Raw genomic sequence first — 18915 nt, forward strand, 5'->3', positions numbered from 1 at the left:
TGAAATTTTCACGGGCCTTTGTCTTTTAGTAGTTTATGCTATTGCGGATAGCTTTCCATATCGTTTCAGGAATATTGTGTTTCTCTTTTGTTAAAAGCTCATTATCCGTTTCGTTCGAATAGAGGGCTAGTGCCACTTTGTTTTGATCGGTTACTTCCAATTTTGAGCGCATTTGCCCAATTTCATTTTCCCTGCCTAATTTTTTTAATGCCAAAAGACCAAAAAGATGATTGATTCCACGACGATCAATATGCTCATTGGTGTACACCACAATTTCGTTCAATAGTCCGTTCCTTTTGCCAATCTGATCCGTTTCACCATAACAAATGGCCAAGAGATAGTCTTGAAGACGTTCGTCAGGTTCATACGGTTTTCCCACACCGATATTTTCCGGCCATTTTTTGGATTGTTCCAAAACTGGTATCGCTTTCTTAAAATCACCTTTGCGCAAATAAGATTCAGCCAAAGCAATATGGGCCTCTTCATAGATTTTTCTGCTTTCACTGGCATGTTCATAAGGCAGTACTTGTACCTTTCGTAACACACGGATAACATCTGAATAACGCCCCGTATTCAATAATGATTTTGCATGTGCCAAGCCTATATTATAGTTGTTGGGGAACTTTTTATGGGCCTTGCTCGATATGTTAATCGCAGCTTCATATTCTTTGTTTGTTAGGTAGAATTGAATAAGCTCCTCCCATGTTTTCCAATCTTTTGGACTTAATTCTTGGGCTTTTAGATAATCTTTTTCTTGATCTGAAACCGCTGCATCATTCAGTATTTTTGCCCTAAATAGATAAAAGGTGGCCGTATCGGGTGCATTGCCCAAAGTTTTCATAAGAGCTTTGCCCTTTTGAATTAAACCTACGGTCAGATAATTTTGGGCGAGATAATATTTAAGTTTCCAGCTGCTGTTTTGATGGGAAGCCCATTCAAGAACCGGAATGGTTTCCCTACGATACGGAAAGACGAATTCCGTGGATGCGTTTACTACTTGGTCGAGTAAAATTTTACTTTTGTCAACATCTTTTTGACGTAAGATATAGGCGCTCCAAAGTTGGTTTTTCGTATTTTTTGAATGAAGTTGCAGTACGTTTAACATTTCCTCCGATAATCCGAAAGATTGATATTGAAGGGCAAGACTTAGACTTGTTTCCGCAGGAAATTCATTGGTTATCTTCTCTGCTACCTCGAAAGAAAGTTTTTTTGAATCTATAAAGTGTTTTTCCAATAAGGCAAAATGGTCCAAGGGGGTAATTTTAAGCAGTTCCTTTATTTCATGATCAAAACCAATTTTATCCCCTAATTTTCTGGCAGCAACTAGCAACACCTTTCTTGCATTTAAGTTGAAGGTATTATAGTCCAATGCCTTTCGGGCATAGTCCATAGCTCTTTGATAGTTTTTTGATGCCAAATATAACGTTGCCATTTGTGTAAATGAGACGGAACGGTACTTGACATCCCTAGCCGCCCATCCTAAAGACTCTAAGGCATTAATAGTATCATTTACCGCGCGGTACGCAATACCTGCCCTGTAATTGGCGCCCGAGTTGTAGGTATCCATTTGCAACACACGATTCGCATATTCCAAAGCTTTGGAATAATCTGTCGCCCTATAGGCTAATTCCGAAAGTTGAACTAACCCGTCTCGGTGCGAGGGGTCTAATGTTACCAGTTTTGTCAGTTTTTCAAGGGCCAGGGTATAGTCGCGATATGCTATTGCTTCCAATCCTTCATGAAAAAGTTTCTCAGTTTCGGAGACTTTTAAGTCTTTATCGGAAAAAAATGGCCTTTTTAACCGATTTTTCTCATCATCTTTTATATAGGATAGTTCGGTGCCAATAATTGCCACGGAAAGGGCATTCGTGCTTTGAGCGGAAATTTTTTTAGAAAAAACTTCCATGGGCGCCAGATTCAACTTTTCGGAGAAAACTATTTTTCCGTTTACTTTTACTTGAATCTCCTTATCCAATTTTTGAAGGGCGTTCAATCCGATTTCAAAGCCATTGGCGTTGATTTCTACGTTAAGCACGCCATGTTCGGAAGCATCGACCATACCTCCGATTTCTTTATAGGGAAACCATAATTCATGCCAGCGATCCATGACATAAGGGTCGAAACCGACTTGACTGATAGGGTTTATAGCTCCACCGGAATATTGGTCAAATAGGCGGCCGGCCTGAAATTCGATATACTGACCATCGGTATCGGTCAGCAAGTCTTCCCAAATACCACCTGACCGGGACAAGGCCCACAACCATAATTTTTGTCCGGGCATTTCCTCATATCGAGCCCATTGCCCAAACCCGAATTGGCGGTTACGGTAGTATCCTCCAAAAAAATCATTATATTCTCCAACGATATGGTATGATTTTGCGGGGCCGAAGTTATTGTTTTTATAAAGGGATAAATCTCTTCCCTGCTCATCGATAGGCCATGAGTGTGCATCGCCATTGTGTTCTACATAAGCATTTCCCGGAATATAAAACTCTAGATCATTGGTCGCCACTGCGGCGGCTGTCATCCAATTATAATACGACTCGTTGAGTTGTGAGGCATTGTACCAAGAGGCATTGGTTTCAAAATACGCTTTATCTTTCTCTAAACGTATTTCTACGCTCCATGTGGTGTTTGATGGCAAATCGGTGTTTCCTACAAAGCAACTCACACTTCCATCATCGTTCGTTCGTGTTACATAATCGACGGGAGTGGCTGTTGAAGGGTGGTGGCCAATAATCCCAAAATTAAATTCGATACCACCGGAGGTCCATGGGCCGCGCATAGCGATATTTCGAAATTTAATGACTTCATTTTTATAGAGAAACTCTTCACCGGTACTTTTTTCGATGGCGCCCCATACCTTGCCACCGATTTCTGGCAAGATAAAGACCTTGATATAATCATTCTCTAGGGTGACAACTTTCCAATCTTTTTTTTTGGAGCTGTGTTCGTATTCCTCAAATTTAAAGTAGGGGGCTATTTTCGGGTTTTCTGCAATTATCGGCACTGGATTGGGTTTGCCAAAACCATAGGTATCCAAAGCATATATTTCTTCCTTAACAATTGCCGATTGAGAAATTGCCATAATGGGAAATAGTAGAACAGCGAGCACTACGCAATAATTTATTTTTCTATTCATTGATTCATCGTCTTTTGATATACTTGAATTGATTCATTATTTCGAACGAACAATACGATTTCGGTGTTGTCTGAAAGAATAAGGGTCTCAATATCCCTGGCTTCTCCAGAAATGTTCAGTCCGCTTTCGAGGTTATTCACAGGTGAGAAACCTCCTTTTCCATCTCCTTTTAAAAGAACTCCCCTGTTGGCGTCATATCTACCATATTTAACGCGTGTTCCAAAAAAATTGCCGGCTAGAACTACATCGAGGTTTTTATCTCCGTCAATATCTTGAACTAGAATCCCATAGACCGGGGAAAACTGTGCCGGAACGGGTAGGGGGGTGAGTTTGAACCGATTGTTGCCTAAGTTTTCCATATAACTTGTGGCAAAAGTTTTTGCTTCGAGAAGGGAGGCGCTCGCCAGTTCTTCGGGAGAGAAAACATCGGTAATCTTCTGGTCGGCATAATCGGAGTAATTTACATACTTTCCTTTCAGGCCACTAAGTTGACCGATAAGGTCGTCCCTGGAAAAAACAGGGTAATTCTCACCTTGAACATAGGAACAGAGAATTGGGTCTATGGAACCATTGCCGTCAAAGTCTTTGGCATATAATTGAACAGGCTCGGTGACCGATGCCTTTAACTGGGAGTTGAGCCCAAAGTTACCCGCAATATAATCAAGGTCTCCATCGTTGTCAAAATCTCCTGATTTGATGGTGTTCCACCAACCCTGGGAGTTCGTAATACCGGACTCTTCGGTCAGTTCTATCAATTTGCCATTGTTATTTTCGAAAGCCCGAATACCCATAAATTCACCAACAACTATTAGGTCGTCTTGTCCATCGCCATTAAAATCGGACCATAGTGCATCGGTAACCATCCCTATATTTGTAATAGCTTCATTGATAGTAGCCGTAACGTTGGTGAAATTTCCTTTGCCATCATTCGCAAGTATGTAACTTTTTGGTGCTGTGGGATAGCGTCCGGGAACTACCCGTCCTCCAATAAAAAGGTCAAGGTCTCCGTCATTATCAATGTCTCCCGAAGCAACACATGAACCACTTGTCAACATGCTTGGGAGCGCGGCGATTTTCTTTTTAAATTGTCCGTGACCATTATTAAAATACAGTCTGTCTTGTAATTCGGGAGCCTTTTTATCAAAATCATTTCCGCCACTGACAATATAAAGGTCTTGATCGCCATCGCCATCGGCATCAAAAAAAAGCGTACCCAAGTCTTCCGATTGTGCATCTTCCGAGAACGTATTCTCAGAGGAACTTGAGAATTTTCCAGACTTGGATTGAACCAATAATTTTCCGACACTTCCTTTGGATCCTCCTATAAAGATATCATCTAGACCATCATTGTTTATGTCGCCCTTTGTTAATTTCGGGCCCTGTGTGGAAAGTTTATGGGGAAGCAACTGCTCGCGTTTAAAATCGATATACTCATTCTCTTTATGCACAAATTGAAATACACCGTCTTGGGTGATATCTGTAAAATAAGATTTTGAAGGGGTGTTTTTGAGTGTTTCACTATTCAATGCATCTTTTTGGTAGAGCGTAAGTTGTTGATTGGGTTTCACATCTTGCAGTAGCTGTATATTTCCATTTGGCCAGATAATTTTTAACGCATCGATAGTTTTTGCATTTCCTAAGCCAAACACTAAATTGTAATCGACAGAAGATTGAAATCCTCTTGTTGGCATCATTTCTTGACTTAGGGTTTGGTCACCAATTTGTAGCATTACTTTCGCGCCTATACCAAAAGTGTTTTTGCCCTCACCCTTGAGATTTATTTTCAGATAGTTGTTCTTTAAATGAATATTGCTATTATTTCGATAAACAAAAGCCTCTGTATCGGTATTATTTACTATAATATCCATATCGCCGTCATTGTCTAGGTCGGCATAGGCGGCTCCATTGGAAAGCGATTCTTGATTTAGTCCCCATTCAGCACTGACCTTCGAAAAAGTCAGGTCGCCATTGTTATGATAGGTGTAGTTTTCTTCAATTGTCGCAGGAATGTTTTCCAACAGGTTTGTGATGGCCATTTCCACACCGGTCTTATTTTCGTTCATCTTCTCTTGAACGGCAAAGTTCATAAAATCCATGTTGGTATAATCTCTTTTGACTCCGTTGGTTATAAATAAGTCTTTATAGCCGTCATTGTCAAGATCGGAAAAGAGGGATGCCCAGCTCCAATCGGTACTAGAGACTCCTGAAAACTGACCAATTTCTGAAAATGATTTTCCTTTATTGTTCAAATGCATCATGTTTCTCATACTCTGATGATAAAATCCATTATTCAGAAGCACCATGAATTTGTCGTAGTTATCGGGTCCGGATACCATTTTTGAACGATAATTGCCTTCAGGAAGCATATCGAGTGTCATAATTTCAGGATAGCCATCGTTATTTATGTCGGCGATATCGGAACCCATAGAAAAATGTGAGGTATGGCCAATATATTGTTGAAGGCTTTCTGTAAACGTACCGTCTTGGTTGTTGATATAAAAATAGTCTTGTTCATTAAAGTCGTTCGAGATATAGATGTCGGGCCAATCATCATCGTTTATATCAGAAATGGCGACACCTAGACCAAATCCCAATACATTCGAAACCAGTCCTGCTTCGTCGCTCACATTTATGAATTTTCCATTTTCATTCTTATAGAGCCTATCTTCATAGGCGGGGCTCCGGTGACTTTTTAGGTTGTTGTTGATTTGTCTAAAGCTTGCAAATTCTTGCGTTGAGTGATTCACCACGTAGAGATCAAGGTCTCCATCGCGATCGTAATCGAAAAAAGCGCCTTGGGTCGAGTACCCCGCATCGTCTATACCATATTCGGCGGCCTTTTCGGTAAAGGTCAGATTACCGTTGTTGATAAAAAGCAAGTTTTTGCGCTTGAAGTCATCTTTGGCAGCTGAGCGACATACATAAATATCTAAAAGTCCGTCTGCATTGATGTCGACCATTGTAGTGCCGGTATTCCATAAACCTTCGGCGAAGACACCGGCCTTTTGGGCTATTTCTTCAAATTCAAAATCTCCCTTATTCAAGTATAGTCTACTGCCGACCATGCTACCCGTAAAATAAAGGTCTTGTAGCCCATCATTGTTAATGTCGCCTACTGAGACGCCACCTCCATTATAAATATAACCGTAGGTCAAAATATTGAACTCTTCGGTCTCGCTTAGAATATTTTTGAATGTTATCCCTGTTTTTTTGCTGGGCATCAAAGAAAACATTTTGGTATCATCGATTGGCTGGCACGAAAAAAGTAGTGAAATACAATAAAATAGGTAGGCTTTTCTTGAAAAAATATACATATTGTTTGTTATGTTTTACGATTCGCAGATGCTTTGTAACGCTACAGCGACAATTAAGATTCAGTCATAGGAATTAATGGTAAGTTACCAATTATTGTGCAGTCTAGTGAAGCTTGAAAAGCATGCTGTTGACCTCTAATTTTATAATTTAAAAAAACCTGTGGAATCATTTCCACAGGTTTTTCATCTATTCAAACTTAAAAATAATACACTTCTCTTTTTAGAAATTCGGGCCGCCGGTATCCCACCAAAGTCGGGTGCCAATTTCATCGGGGCCACCTAACTTAGCCGTGGCATCTGCTACACCGGAAGCATTATTTTCCCTTTGTCCATTGGTAAATGGCATACGTCGTAAAATTTCGCCATTTGGTATAAGCCCCCAATCGGAACTACTACTGTTCTGATAGACGGGTGGAAGTTTCGGGTATCCCGTTCTTCTATGATCTACCCAAGCTTCCATTTCATTGGTATAGGCCGCAATCCATTTTTGTGTGATGATTTTCTCCAATTTGATTTCATTGTCGGCAGCCTCATCCCAAGCTACGGTTATTGTAATATCACTTGTAAAATCATTTACAGAACCGTCTTCTAATCCATCATAAACAACATCGTTATAATCGATAGGTAGTTTTGTGTTATCGGCAAGATAAGCATCAACACCACCGGCACCCCAAAGTTCGAAAGAAGCTCTTACACCAGCCTCATAATTAGCTTGTGCATCTCCAGCGCCGGCCCACCCTCTAAGGGCAGCTTCCGCTTTCAAAAAGAATACTTCATCGGCACTCATAACTTTACGAGTGGTGACCTTGGCAGGGTCGTTAAAGTCAATGTCTATGGTAGAATACGGTAAATGGTCGTCTTTTGCAGTTAATTGCGCACCATTACGAATACCCTTATACGGCCAATCTGGATGATCAGCCACTAGAGCCATATCTTCTACGGGATCAAAAAATGGCTCTATCCTATTGTCTTCATAACCAATTAAAATTGATTCCATTGTTGCACTCATTCGTGTGTCATTCCATTCAAAACAAATTTGGGCGGGATGGAACTTGTTGCCATACAAAGAAATATTAAAGTTTTCTGCATTGGTTTCTATAAGTCCAGCAGGATCTGCTAAGGCTTTTTCTCCTTGGGTTTTTGCCAAAGCAGGGGCAACTTTTGAGATACGCATAGCCAATTGCAGGCGTAATGAATTGGCGTATTTTGCCCATAGGGCGATATCTCCACCATAACTAGCGTCAAAAGCGGTAAGACCAACATAGTCGGTATTTGCATTATATAGCGCGATAATTCGATCTAAATCTGCAAAGAAAGCGTTATAAAGAACCTCTTCACTATCATATGATCCATCACCTTCAGGCCCATATTGTGAATAAATAACTGGGCCATGATAAGCTGTCAATCTTGACATCGATAATATTTTTATCAAATTTGCCCATTCAACAAACATCGGTTGGTCAGTAGACTCCGCAATACCAATAACCTGATTCGCCGGAGCCATAACACTGTTGTATTGGCGATCCCAATACCCGTTCCATCGAATATAATATGTGGTGTTATTGATTCCGCCTACAAAAGGGGTAGGGGTAGCCAAATGCTGGGCATAAGTCACATTGGTCAAATTATGATTGACCTGATTACCAAAAATCTGGCTAAACATAGAGGGATAAAACGATCCAACATTATTGAAATCTTGTTGCAACGACTCATCGGTCAGTTGGTACGGGCTCGTATTAATCTCTTCAAAATTGTCGGTACAGGCACCTAGTACCAATATCGCTGAAAATAGATATATAAACTTTTTCATGTTTTTTTTTTAAAAAGTTACTTTTAGATTGAAGCCATATGTGGCGGTAGAAGGCAAGTTGAAATTATCCAGACCTTGGGAATTTCTACTTGTGCTCATCGCCAACTCCGGATCAAAAGGAGCGTCTTTATAGATAAAGAACAAATTGTTTCCTACAAACGATAAAGTCGCTGCCGATATCGGCAAATTCAATTTTTCAACATTGAAATTATAGCCTAAAGACAATTGGCTTAAACTAATATTCGTGCGATCATAAACATAGGCCTCACCTATACCATTTCGATCACCAATAGCTCTAAACCAAGTTTCAGAATCAACCGTGGTAACAGCGGCACCAGAATCTTGATCGACGCCATTGACGGTTACACCTCCTGCATCCCTTGCGTCCGCTGTTCGTTGCGAAACCCCGGCACCATCAAGCATACTTTCTGTTTGACTAAAAACATTTCCGCCAATTTTTGCATTGATGAGCATTCCCAAATTAAATTTACCCATGGTTATATTGTTGTTCCAACCCAAAGACCAATCGGGATCTAAGTTTCCAACTAATTCCAAAAGTTCAGTTTTCCTAGGGGTGCCATTTTCAAAAATAATACGGCCTTGATCATCTCTCAAGAATTTATAGACATAAAGATCGTTAAATCTTCCCCCTTCATATAACCTAGAAGCATAACCTTCTGAAGAACCTAAATTATAAAACCTTTCGTCGTCAGGGCCTATATCAACAATTTCATTTACGTTTCTGGCGAAGTTAAAGGCGGTTACCCATTGAAAGTTGTCATTTCTGACGGGTGTAGCGCTCAAGGTCAGCTCAACTCCTTTGTTAGTAATCTCTCCAGCATTGATATATTGCGAGGTATAAATACCTTGTGCGACAGGGTCGGAAGGATCCAGACTGACATTAATATACTGATCTGTACTGGTCAGGCTATAGTAAGTAAAATCAATGCCTAAGCGATTTTGGAAAAAACGAAAATCGGCTCCAAATTCTAAACTCGTGATAATTTCTGGTTTACCATCTAAAAATGGTGCCTGTGTGTTTCTATTCACCCCACCGTTCGCTGAAATACTGTGTTGTGGAAATATACGATTATAGGGTACTTCGTTGGCCACTTGGGTATATGAGGCTCTAAGTTTGGCAAAACTAACTTTTTCGCCCATGTCGAACATTTCGCTTAAGATGCCTGTTAGCCCTACGGCCGGATAGAAATAAGATTGATTTCCTGTTAAAGCAAGGGTAGAGGCCCAATCATTACGTCCAGAAATATCTAAGTAAAGCATATCTTTATAACCAAATTGTGTGTTTGCAAAAACACCTTGCTTGATGATTTCTTCACTCGCAGTTGAATTTACGGGTACGTTGGTCGGTAAGTTCTGAAATAAAAACTCGTTGGGGTATAAAAGCCCTAAAACTCCGGTACCTACTGAAACACCAAAGCCATATTTTGTCTGTTGGTAGCTGGCACCCAAAACGGCATTAAAGGAAATATCATCACTGATGTTGGTATTGTAATTTAAGATGGCATCGAAATAGCCTAACTGGTCGTCAACATCACTAAAATCCCAAGCCCCGTTAGCATGTACATTGGTGCCATTTGATGTGGCTGCATGTTGTTGCTCATTCTCTTCGGTTTTATAGTCGTAGTTTCCTCGTACCTGTAAATTTAAATTGTCGAGTATGTCCCATTTAATCGAAGCATTAGCTATAACCCTTTTCGTGTTGTTGGTCCGAGGTTGGTTATAGATAATCCAATAGGGGTTCGATTGGTGGTGATCATCGACAAACCAATTTTGTGCCATTAAATTCCTATCACTATTAAAAATCTCATAATTGTCTTTAAAGTCATAGAAATTACGGTTTCTAGGGAACATATATAATCCTGTTAATGGATTAAGGTAATATCCAGAAGGTAATCTGTTTTTTGTTTCTTCAATGCTCATAATCACACCGGAAGAAACCGTTACCTTATCATTAAAAAATTTGGTAGACCCTCTAAAAGAAACATTGTTCTTGTTGTATTTATTTTCAGGAGTAATACCCGATGAAGTTATATTCGCATACGAGAAATAGGCCGTAGTCTTATCATTACCGCCACTTATACTAACCGAGTTGTTAAAGTTATGTCCGGTTTGGAAGAAGTTTTCCACGTATTCATCGGCATAGTCGCCCGCATCGGTAGACCAGCTTTCTTTGGCAGCGCCAATAGCCCCATATTTAAACTGTAGGTCGGGCAGTTCTTGATAATGTTCAAAAGAGTAACCTGTATTTAAACTAACTGTAGTTTTACCAGCAGAACCCTGTTTTGTAGTTATAACTACAACACCGTTCGCTCCTTGACTTCCGTATAGCACAGCCGCGTTCGCACCTCTTAAGATACTGATGCTTTCAATATCATCAGGGTTGATTGCCGAAAGGCCATCACCACCATCAGCTCCACCCCACATACCAGGCTGACCGCCTCTGTTATTCGCCATTGGGATACCATCGATTACAAAAAGTGGAGAACTGTCACCACTCAACGATTTGTTACCCCTTAAAACGATTCTAGTCGAACCACCGGCACCCGAGCTACTTTTCTTAATCTCGACGCCAGCTGCCTTACCGGAAATGCTGTTCATAAAGTTGGGGTCCCTTGTTTTGGTCAATTCGTCTGAGCGTACAGTTTGTTGGGCATAGGTCAGTGTTTTTTCTTCACGTCTGATACCTAATGCCGTTACTACCACTTCATCAAGTTGGCTGGCATCTTCTTCCATACTTACGTTGACGGTATTTGAAGAACCTACAGTAACACTTTGGCTTTTCATACCCAAAAATGAAAATACTAAAACATCTCCCTCGGAAGCTTCAATAGTATAGTTTCCATCAAAATCGGTTTGAGAACCATTAGTGGTCCCCTGAACCAATACGTTCACCCCGGGCAATGGTGAACCATCTGAAGCGTCGGTAATCGTTCCCGATACTGTTTTGTCTTGCGCAAGGATGGGGTATGAACCCAGTACCAGCGCTAAAATCACTAATAACTTTTTTGTCATAATGTTAGTTTTAAATGTTTTGAGTTAGTCTTAACATTTTGTTATCTAAATGTGAAATTAAACTAAATTTTTAATAAAACAAGGCTATTAGTCATAAATGTGTTCGAACACATTGTTAATTTGTGCTTGTTTTAGCCCTTTTCTTTAGTCCCGTAAGAATTTTATTTAACAATTTATTGGCGATACTTGTTAAAGTCTTATTTTAGGACTACGTTCCTTATTTATGTGTGATTTTATTCGGGATTTTGAAAATAGGAGAGAACAATCTTCAATTTGTTTTAATAAGCATTCGTTGTAAAGTTGTCGGCACCCGATGGTTTGAAGGGAAACTATGCGGTCAGTTTTTAAGGGCTAAGTAAGCGTTTGTCCACCTCAAACGGTTCTAGGTAAAAAGTTGTATTGTTTGTTAATCAATCTAAGTAATATTTGAAATTTTCTGAGGAAATGATATCTATGGGCAATAACATTTTTTCTGGAATTTTTTTATCAAAAAGAAAGTGTTCGACAAGGTAGCTCACTCCTAGATACGCTTGTCGTTTAGGTTTTTGATGTATTAAAAAATCAATTTCACCTTGAATTAAGCAGTTGATATTCTCCTCCAATAAATCATAGCCTATGGTTACAAAGTCTGAGTTAATCGATTTGGCAACCTCTAAAAGCCTATATGATTTGGAGTTAGTGATAAAAACCGCGGTGATATGGCGTTGTAGATGCAAAAATTCAGCAACCTCTTTTTCAAAGGTCTTCGCACAGTCTGAATTAAAGTTTGCCGTTATGATTTTTTGGGGAGTCTTTTTTCTTTCTTCAAAATATTCCTTGAACCCGTTTTCCTTTAGTTGCATATGGGGCTCTTTGTCGATATGTACAACGGCGACCGTGTCTTCGGCCTTTGTGAGTTTATCGATTAAATTGGCCGCAACCCGACCACTTTGATGCAAGTCTTGGCCTATAAACAATTCACTGTTCAAGGCATCTATATAGTTGTTGAAAAATACAACTAAAACGTTCTTAGTTTTGCAATTTTGTAGAATTTCTAGAGACTCTTGTCGGTATAACGGCGCCATCAATAATACGTCAGGAACCGAGTCTAAGGCTTTTTGTGACTCTTTCAGGAAAGAACATCGCTCAAGCGGGTCATAGACATATTTTTGAATCAATACTCCGAAGGCCTTGAACTCATTCTCGGCATCTTTAATACCTTCATGCGCAGGATTCCAATACGGGTCGACCGTTTGATCCGGAATCAAAACACAGATTCGGTATATTTTATTGTTTTTTAAAGTTCGGGCAATTGGGTTGGGTTGGTAGTCAATCGCCTCAAGTACTTGATTCACCTGCTCCAATGCCTTTTTTGATACTTTGCCGCGTCTATGTAATACCCTGTCCACTGTTCCTTTCGAAACATCTGCTAGACGAGCAATATCCTTAATGGTATATTTTTTCTTATTCATACAAACACCAAAAAACTATCAAAATAAAAGAAATTCTAAGAAGAGAACCAGTGTTGATCGATGGTAAATATAAAGATATATTACAAATTGTTATAAATATCATTTCTATTAAGAAAGAAATAGGAATTTAATTGAGGTTTGGTAATGCAATAAAGTATCTGCAATTAACAAATTTCCTAAGTGTAATAATGCTAGGCTTTTAAAGGTGGTTTCTTTAACATTCTATCGAATCCTTCAAAGAGAACGGCAATTATAATTACGAGTGCCGACCCAATAAAATTAAGCCAAAGATAACCTAGCTTTTCTTCTCCAGACGGATAGATATGTATCAAAGAATAGTATATCAGGCAAATAAACACTTGGGTCAAAAGGGCTGCAAAAAATACGGCATTGCCTTTTACAAATTTGAAAAAGAAAGCCAACAAAAAGATTCCCAATACATTCCCATAAAAGATAGATCCAATGATATTGACAAGTTGTATGAGATTATCGAAAAGATAGGCGTAACTAGCAATTATAATAGCTACTACGCCCCATAATAAGGTAAAGGTCTTGGTGGCTATTACATAATGTTTCTCGGTAAAACTTCCTTTTTTGTTTCTTTTGTATAGGTCGAGCGCGGTTATGGTGCCCAGGGCATTAAGTTCGGAAGCCGTAGATGACATGGCCGCCGAAAGAATGACCGCCAATAGTAGACCAATCAAACCTTTTGGCAAGTTGTTAAGTATAAAATGAATGAAAACATAATCTTTATCATTAGTCTCGGCAATATCATCGGCCTGTTTGATCAGTGTCTTGGCCATAGCCCTGTTTGTACTGTCTTTACTATTGATATTTATAATCTGATTTTTGGCTTTTTCGACCGTAGCATATTCCTTCAGCTCCAATGCTGCCGAAAATTGATCTTGAGCCATTTTTTTCTCTTTCTCCAGTTCAGTCTGGTTTTCCTGTAATACTTTATAATCCTCTGCATAAGGCGATGCCAGAACGGTTTTGGTGGCCGAAGGATTAAAATTCAAAGGTGATGGGTTGTATTGATAAAAAACAAATACCATAACACCCACCAAAAGAATAAAAAATTGCATGGGAATTTTCAAAACGGCGTTAAAGATAAGCCCTAGTTGACTTTCCCTTACCGATCTTCCTGTTAGATAGCGTTGTACTTGGCTCTGGTCAGTACCGAAATACGCCAAGGCTAAAAAGAGTCCGCCTGTTATACCGCTCCAAAAGGTGTACCTACTTTCAGTGTTCAATTCAAAATCAAGAATGTTCAATTTATTACTCGCTCCGGCAATTTTCAGGGCTTTTCCGAATGTAATGTCATTGGGTAGAAATCCTAAAATATAGAAAAAGGTAATGAACATCCCCGTCATTATGATGAACATCTGCTGTTTTTGGGTAACACTTACAGCTTTCGTTCCTCCTGAAACCGTATAGATAATTACTAATATGCCGATAATGATATTAAGGGTTCGAAGGTCCCAACCCAGAACTGCTGATAGTATAATGGAAGGAGCATAGATGGTTATCCCTGCAGCGAGACCTCTTTGAATAAGAAAAAGAATGGCTGCAAGTGACCGGGTTTTGAGGTCGAAACGCTGTTCTAAAAACTCGTAGGCCGTATAAACTTTTAATTTGTGATAAATGGGGACAAAAACCAGACATATGATAATCATGGCCAAAGGAAGCCCAAAATAAAATTGAACAAAGCCCATGCCGTCGTGAAACGCCTGTCCTGGAGTAGATAGGAAGGTTATGGCACTGGCCTGTGTAGCCATGACCGAAAGTCCGATGGTCCACCATTTGGCTTTATTACCGCCACGTACATAATCGTCAACATCTTTGCTGCCCTTGGTTTTCCATACGCCGTAGGAGACGATGAACAAGAGTGTTCCGGCCAATACAATCCAATCTAGTGTTCCCATCTATGTGAATGCCGTCATTAAATAATAAAAAACAAGAATGTAGAAAATGTTAAAAATAAGCACCAAGGTGTATTCTTTTTTCCAATCCACCTTTTCCAACATCTTATCCTTTTGTTTCATTGTCGCTCTGTATTTTTGCTTTGCCTACCGATAACATATTGGCAAACAGTTTGTAAGCTCCTAGTACTCCCGCAGGAAGCTCCCTAAAAAAGCTGAGGCCTGTGTAAATATAATATCCTTTACCATAAGGCGCCACAAGAAGGCTACCTTTTTTAGGCGATTCCCCTTCATCGTTCATTGATAGGATAGGTGTAAATTCGTTTGCCCATTCATTGGGGAAATAAAGACCACGTTCTTGTACCCATCCATCAAAATCCTTCGAGACAATAGTATTGGGAAAACTAGTTAACTCATGATTTTTGGCGATAATCTCTACCGTTGAATTTTCATCGGTCACACGGTCTCGAGACAAGGTTATGGAGTAGGGGGCGATATTTTCAAATTGAGAACTCCAACGGCCTGCGGTATTATATTGAATGATTAAAGTCCCGCCATTTTTGGCATAGTCCAAAAGATAGGGTTGCTTGAACTTAAGTTCGTCAACCACGTTATATGCTCGTATTCCCAAAACTACGGCGTCATATTTTTTTAGCTCTTGAGTACTGATGTCCTCTGGTTTGATAATATGAACGGTATACCCAATTTGTTCAAGACTTTCGGGAACTTTATCTCCAGCACCCATTATGTAGCCAATATGTTCACCTGCTTTTTTAAGATTCAACCGCACGACCTTTGCTTCCGAGGGCATTAAAACTGACTGTGTAGGTATGTGGTCATAGGCAATCGTTGTCAGTTCTTTGGTGTATTCGTTTCCCGCAACGCGGATTATAGGGGTGATGTAATTTTCATCCTCGTTTTCTGGTGGGGTCAGCGTAAATACTAAAACTTTTTCGTCGCCCTTTTTTTCGATTTCGAACGACTTGGTTTCTTGGTCTACGCTCCAACCTTTACCATAGCACAGTTGAACGGTTCCTTTAACATTGTCTTTATGGGCTTTGATAGTGACTGGTATTTTTTTTGATTTTCCATCTGCGAAGAGCAATACCTTGTCTTGAAAAGAAGAGGTGGCTATCGGTAAAATTTCAAAAGGTTCGTGAAGTTCACCTTTGTCGGGCTTGGCATAGCGATGTTCGATTGCCTTGGTGAACGTAATCGACCTCCCATTAAAATCTAGTACAAAATTAACCAAATAGGCTCTTGGGGTTTCGGGCTTTCCGATTAAATTTTGATCTTCAACTTTGTACATACCCAAAGTGCCCTTTTCATTAAGCCAATACGGACTTGTGAACGAGGCGTTTTCGGGAATGGCCAAATCAATTTTGAAATCAATTTTTTTATTCTCCAATAATTTGGTTTTTTCATCGATTGTTGAACTGGCTCCAGTGATGAAGATCGAATTAAGAACGATTTCGACACTACTTCTATTGATGATTTCAATATCAACGGTAACCATGCCGTTCGGGTTGGCATAAGCTTGGTCGGCAGAGGCTTCCATATATAGGCCAGAAACATCGGCTATGATATTTCGCAATTCTTTAGACTTTTGCCTTTTCCAATGCGCATCATCTATGTTTTGTAAAAGAAAATAGGCTTCAATGAGTTGTGGCAAATGGGTGGAGGGTTGTTGAAAATTGAAATCCTTTTCTATCTTATATAAAATAGCACCGATGGCTTTACCGCCTTTGACTCTTGACCAGGTTGTGTCGATACCATCAAAAATATTTGTTTTGTCGCTGGGTAAAGTGCCCTTGAGTAATTCTAGATACTCATCTTGGGAGCCACGGGTCGACAATCTTCCAAAACCTTGGCAAAGATGTTGGCTACTTGCCAATGCAGCAATTTCATTGTTTGAAATACCTAGCGTAGGGTAATAGGTGCCTACATCTAATTTGAGCATTTTTGATTTGTCGGCCTTGTTAAAATTTTCTTGGTTTCCATAGAACCACCAGTTTGTATTAAAAAACAACCGTTTGGGCTGCCAAGTCTCTGTAAATTGCAATTGATCAGGGTAAACATTGGGATTGTTTACCATGTCAAAGGCCGCTACACTTAGCATAGCGGAAGAAGTATGATGCCCGTGGGTAGATCCTGGGGTCCGATGATCAAATCGATTGACGATGACATCGGGCTTGAAATTACGAATGGCCCAAACTACGTCGCTTAAAACAGCTTCTTTGTTCCAAATCTTTAGGGTTTCATCAGGATGTTTGGAATATCCAAAATCGTTGGCCCTTGAAAAGAGCTGTTCGCCACCATCAACGCCCCGTGCGGCTAAAAGTTCTTGAGTACGCAAAACACCTAGCAATTCGCGAAGTTCCGGACCAATCAAATTTTGACCCCCATCGCCACGAGTAAGTGATAAATAAGCAGTTCTAGCCTTTGTTTTATTGGAAAGATAGGAAATCAACCGAGTGTTCTCGTCATCAGGATGCGCGGCAATGTAAAGTGCAGATCCCAAAAAATTCAATTTTTCGATCGCATGGAAAATTGCCGAAGATGAACTTTTCTTTGGGGCTTGGGTAGAACCAATATGTACCGATAAAATAATAGCTGTACAGAATACCAGAAATTGGCGCATGCTCTTGGTTTTAGGAGGTTTTCAAATATAGCAAGATTAGGTGCTATCAAATCTTATTTTAAACTTCTTTAACAAACTTATATCAGTTCGTCTTGTACGGTCTGTAACTCTTTAGTGTTGATAAGGGAAACCGCTTTTTGCATCATAAGGTTATTCGGATATACTAGCAGTTCGCCATTTTCCTTTCTCAGGTTTACGTGAAAGGCCTTTATGTCTTCGATTAAATAGGGCTCTTCCGATTCAATGTCTTTGTCCAATATTTTTACTCGGTCACCAATTTTAAAGGGAAATGAAAAAAACAAAATAACACCTGCCGTTACATTGCTTAAAATTGACCAGCTTGCAAAAAGGGCGACCCCGATTACAGCAAAAACTGACGCAAAAAGTGTGCCGACTTCCCTGTAATCAACGCCCCATATAAAAGTAAGGGCGCCAATACCCAAAATGGTAAGTAAGCCTGAAACATATTTGGTTATTAGAAGGGTGCGCGCCTCAACAATATCACTTAATTTACCGACTTTACGGATTGTCTTATTGGTGACGAACTTTAAAATTAGTAGTACTGCGATGGTAATAGAAGTGGCAAGTATTTGACTTTGATAAGTGGCAATAAAATTCTCCATAATATTATAATCCTAAACTATCGCGCAAAGATAGATGGTTATTTCCATTTTTTTGCCAGTAAGGTGTCTTCAAAGTTTTCATTTTAGTAGCCTTTGAAGACATCATTGTTTTTGCTTTGTTATCGAAATCGCTGTTGAAGGTTTCCGACCAGCTATCTATAATATACGGGAAGGCATTTGAAAACTTGATTTTAAGGGTGCGATCAAGTTCTGGATAAGAAATCTGATACGTTTTGAATTCGTTTTCTTTGGTTAAAGTAGCAGTGGCCTTGTACGCTTTCAATTCTTTGTGTGACAGCCTGATATACTCCATTGATGGGATAATTTGTATGGTTCCAACAGGAAGGTTGTTGGGGTTTACTCGGATTTTGTTCCAAAGTTCATCTTCTAGAATTTCCTTATCCATTTCAAATTCTTGATCAGCGTCACTCGCAAAATAGGAATGGGATATAATTTCAAATTTGTTTCTGTTGTTTAATTGAGCGTACACTTGTCCGCACCATTCTTGGGCGGAGAAGGAAACTTTTAGAGCATGTTGATTATCATGTACCGGATAAAAACTACTGCTCATTATAGAATAGGGGTAGATGCCCGTGAGGTATTTTTTTGTACTGTTCAGTTTTAAAACAGGAATGTTGTCGGCATGGTGTTCGTCGGCTTTGACCTGTTTTTTAGCTAAAAATGGCTCTGTGACGAAGATAAGAACAGAAGTTCCTTCACGCATTTCGCCATAGCGTGCCTGCTCAAGCCTATATGAGGTGATTTCGGCATCGCCGGCATACCAGTATTTTTTGAATTCATCGGATAGTTCTTTTTTTGGGTTAGCCGTGGAAGAGGCTTCCGTAAGTAGCGCCGTATTCGATTTTTTTTCTTCGCTACAAGAATTTACCAAAATGCTAAAGAGAACGGTCCATAAAGTAAGGTAGTCAAACTTGATATATTTTTTCATTGCCCATAATGATTTGGTATAAAGTTAATC

9 protein-coding genes are annotated in these 18915 nt (G+C 39.7%); all 9 read right to left on the reverse strand.

Going from position 1 to position 18915, the window contains the following annotated elements:
- Positions 1-25: 25 nt before the first annotated feature.
- Positions 26-3142, reverse strand: coding sequence for a DUF5107 domain-containing protein (locus tag AACZ88_RS16705; protein ID WP_339712554.1), 3117 nt, complete (start codon positions 3140-3142; stop codon positions 26-28).
- A complete protein-coding gene (locus tag AACZ88_RS16710; RefSeq protein ID WP_339712556.1) occupies positions 3139-6363 on the reverse strand; it encodes a VCBS repeat-containing protein in 3225 nt (1074 codons plus the stop codon). The genes AACZ88_RS16705 and AACZ88_RS16710 overlap by 4 nt, the downstream gene beginning before the upstream one ends.
- A 313-nt stretch (positions 6364-6676) precedes the next feature.
- Positions 6677-8266, reverse strand: a complete 1590-nt coding sequence (locus AACZ88_RS16715) for a SusD/RagB family nutrient-binding outer membrane lipoprotein (RefSeq protein WP_339712559.1) — start codon at positions 8264-8266, stop codon at positions 6677-6679.
- A gap of 9 nt (positions 8267-8275) precedes the next feature.
- Positions 8276-11299 (reverse strand): SusC/RagA family TonB-linked outer membrane protein, encoded by a 3024-nt coding sequence (locus AACZ88_RS16720; RefSeq protein WP_339712562.1) that lies wholly within the window; start codon positions 11297-11299, stop codon positions 8276-8278.
- Positions 11300-11709: 410 nt separating this feature from the next.
- On the reverse strand, positions 11710-12750 hold the full coding sequence (locus AACZ88_RS16725) for a LacI family DNA-binding transcriptional regulator (RefSeq protein ID WP_339712565.1): 1041 nt from the start codon (positions 12748-12750) through the stop codon (positions 11710-11712).
- 191 nt (positions 12751-12941) lie between these two features.
- Positions 12942-14675: a sodium:solute symporter gene (locus AACZ88_RS16730; RefSeq protein ID WP_339712567.1), complete on the reverse strand. Its 1734-nt coding sequence runs from the start codon at positions 14673-14675 to the stop codon at positions 12942-12944.
- A gap of 103 nt (positions 14676-14778) precedes the next feature.
- Positions 14779-17313, reverse strand: coding sequence for a PIG-L family deacetylase (locus AACZ88_RS16735; RefSeq protein WP_339712569.1), 2535 nt, complete (start codon positions 17311-17313; stop codon positions 14779-14781).
- A gap of 77 nt (positions 17314-17390) precedes the next feature.
- The gene (locus AACZ88_RS16740; protein WP_339712572.1) at positions 17391-17936 is read right to left on the reverse strand and encodes a mechanosensitive ion channel domain-containing protein; all 546 of its coding nucleotides are present in this window, start codon (positions 17934-17936) and stop codon (positions 17391-17393) included.
- A gap of 4 nt (positions 17937-17940) precedes the next feature.
- Complete coding sequence (locus tag AACZ88_RS16745) at positions 17941-18885, reverse strand: septum formation inhibitor Maf (protein ID WP_339712574.1); 945 nt, start codon at positions 18883-18885, stop codon at positions 17941-17943.
- Positions 18886-18915: the final 30 nt, after the last annotated feature.

Origin of the sequence: uncultured Kriegella sp. (assembly GCF_963975415.1) — a bacterium.
Taxonomy (GTDB): domain Bacteria; phylum Bacteroidota; class Bacteroidia; order Flavobacteriales; family Flavobacteriaceae; genus Kriegella.

Bases quoted from the DNA above. Each gene is read 5' to 3' on its own strand.
- AACZ88_RS16720 (WP_339712562.1), bottom strand. From the start codon at position 11,299: ATGACAAAAAAGTTATTAGTGATTTTAGCGCTGGTACTGGGTTCATAC.
- AACZ88_RS16745 (WP_339712574.1), bottom strand. From the start codon at position 18,885: ATGAAAAAATATATCAAGTTTGACTACCTTACTTTATGGACCGTTCTC.
- AACZ88_RS16740 (WP_339712572.1), bottom strand. From the start codon at position 17,936: ATGGAGAATTTTATTGCCACTTATCAAAGTCAAATACTTGCCACTTCT.
- AACZ88_RS16715 (WP_339712559.1), bottom strand. From the start codon at position 8,266: ATGAAAAAGTTTATATATCTATTTTCAGCGATATTGGTACTAGGTGCC.
- AACZ88_RS16730 (WP_339712567.1), bottom strand. From the start codon at position 14,675: ATGGGAACACTAGATTGGATTGTATTGGCCGGAACACTCTTGTTCATC.
- AACZ88_RS16710 (WP_339712556.1), bottom strand. From the start codon at position 6,363: ATGCCCAGCAAAAAAACAGGGATAACATTCAAAAATATTCTAAGCGAG.
- AACZ88_RS16735 (WP_339712569.1), bottom strand. From the start codon at position 17,313: ATGCGCCAATTTCTGGTATTCTGTACAGCTATTATTTTATCGGTACAT.
- AACZ88_RS16725 (WP_339712565.1), bottom strand. From the start codon at position 12,750: ATGAATAAGAAAAAATATACCATTAAGGATATTGCTCGTCTAGCAGAT.
- AACZ88_RS16705 (WP_339712554.1), bottom strand. From the start codon at position 3,142: ATGAATAGAAAAATAAATTATTGCGTAGTGCTCGCTGTTCTACTATTT.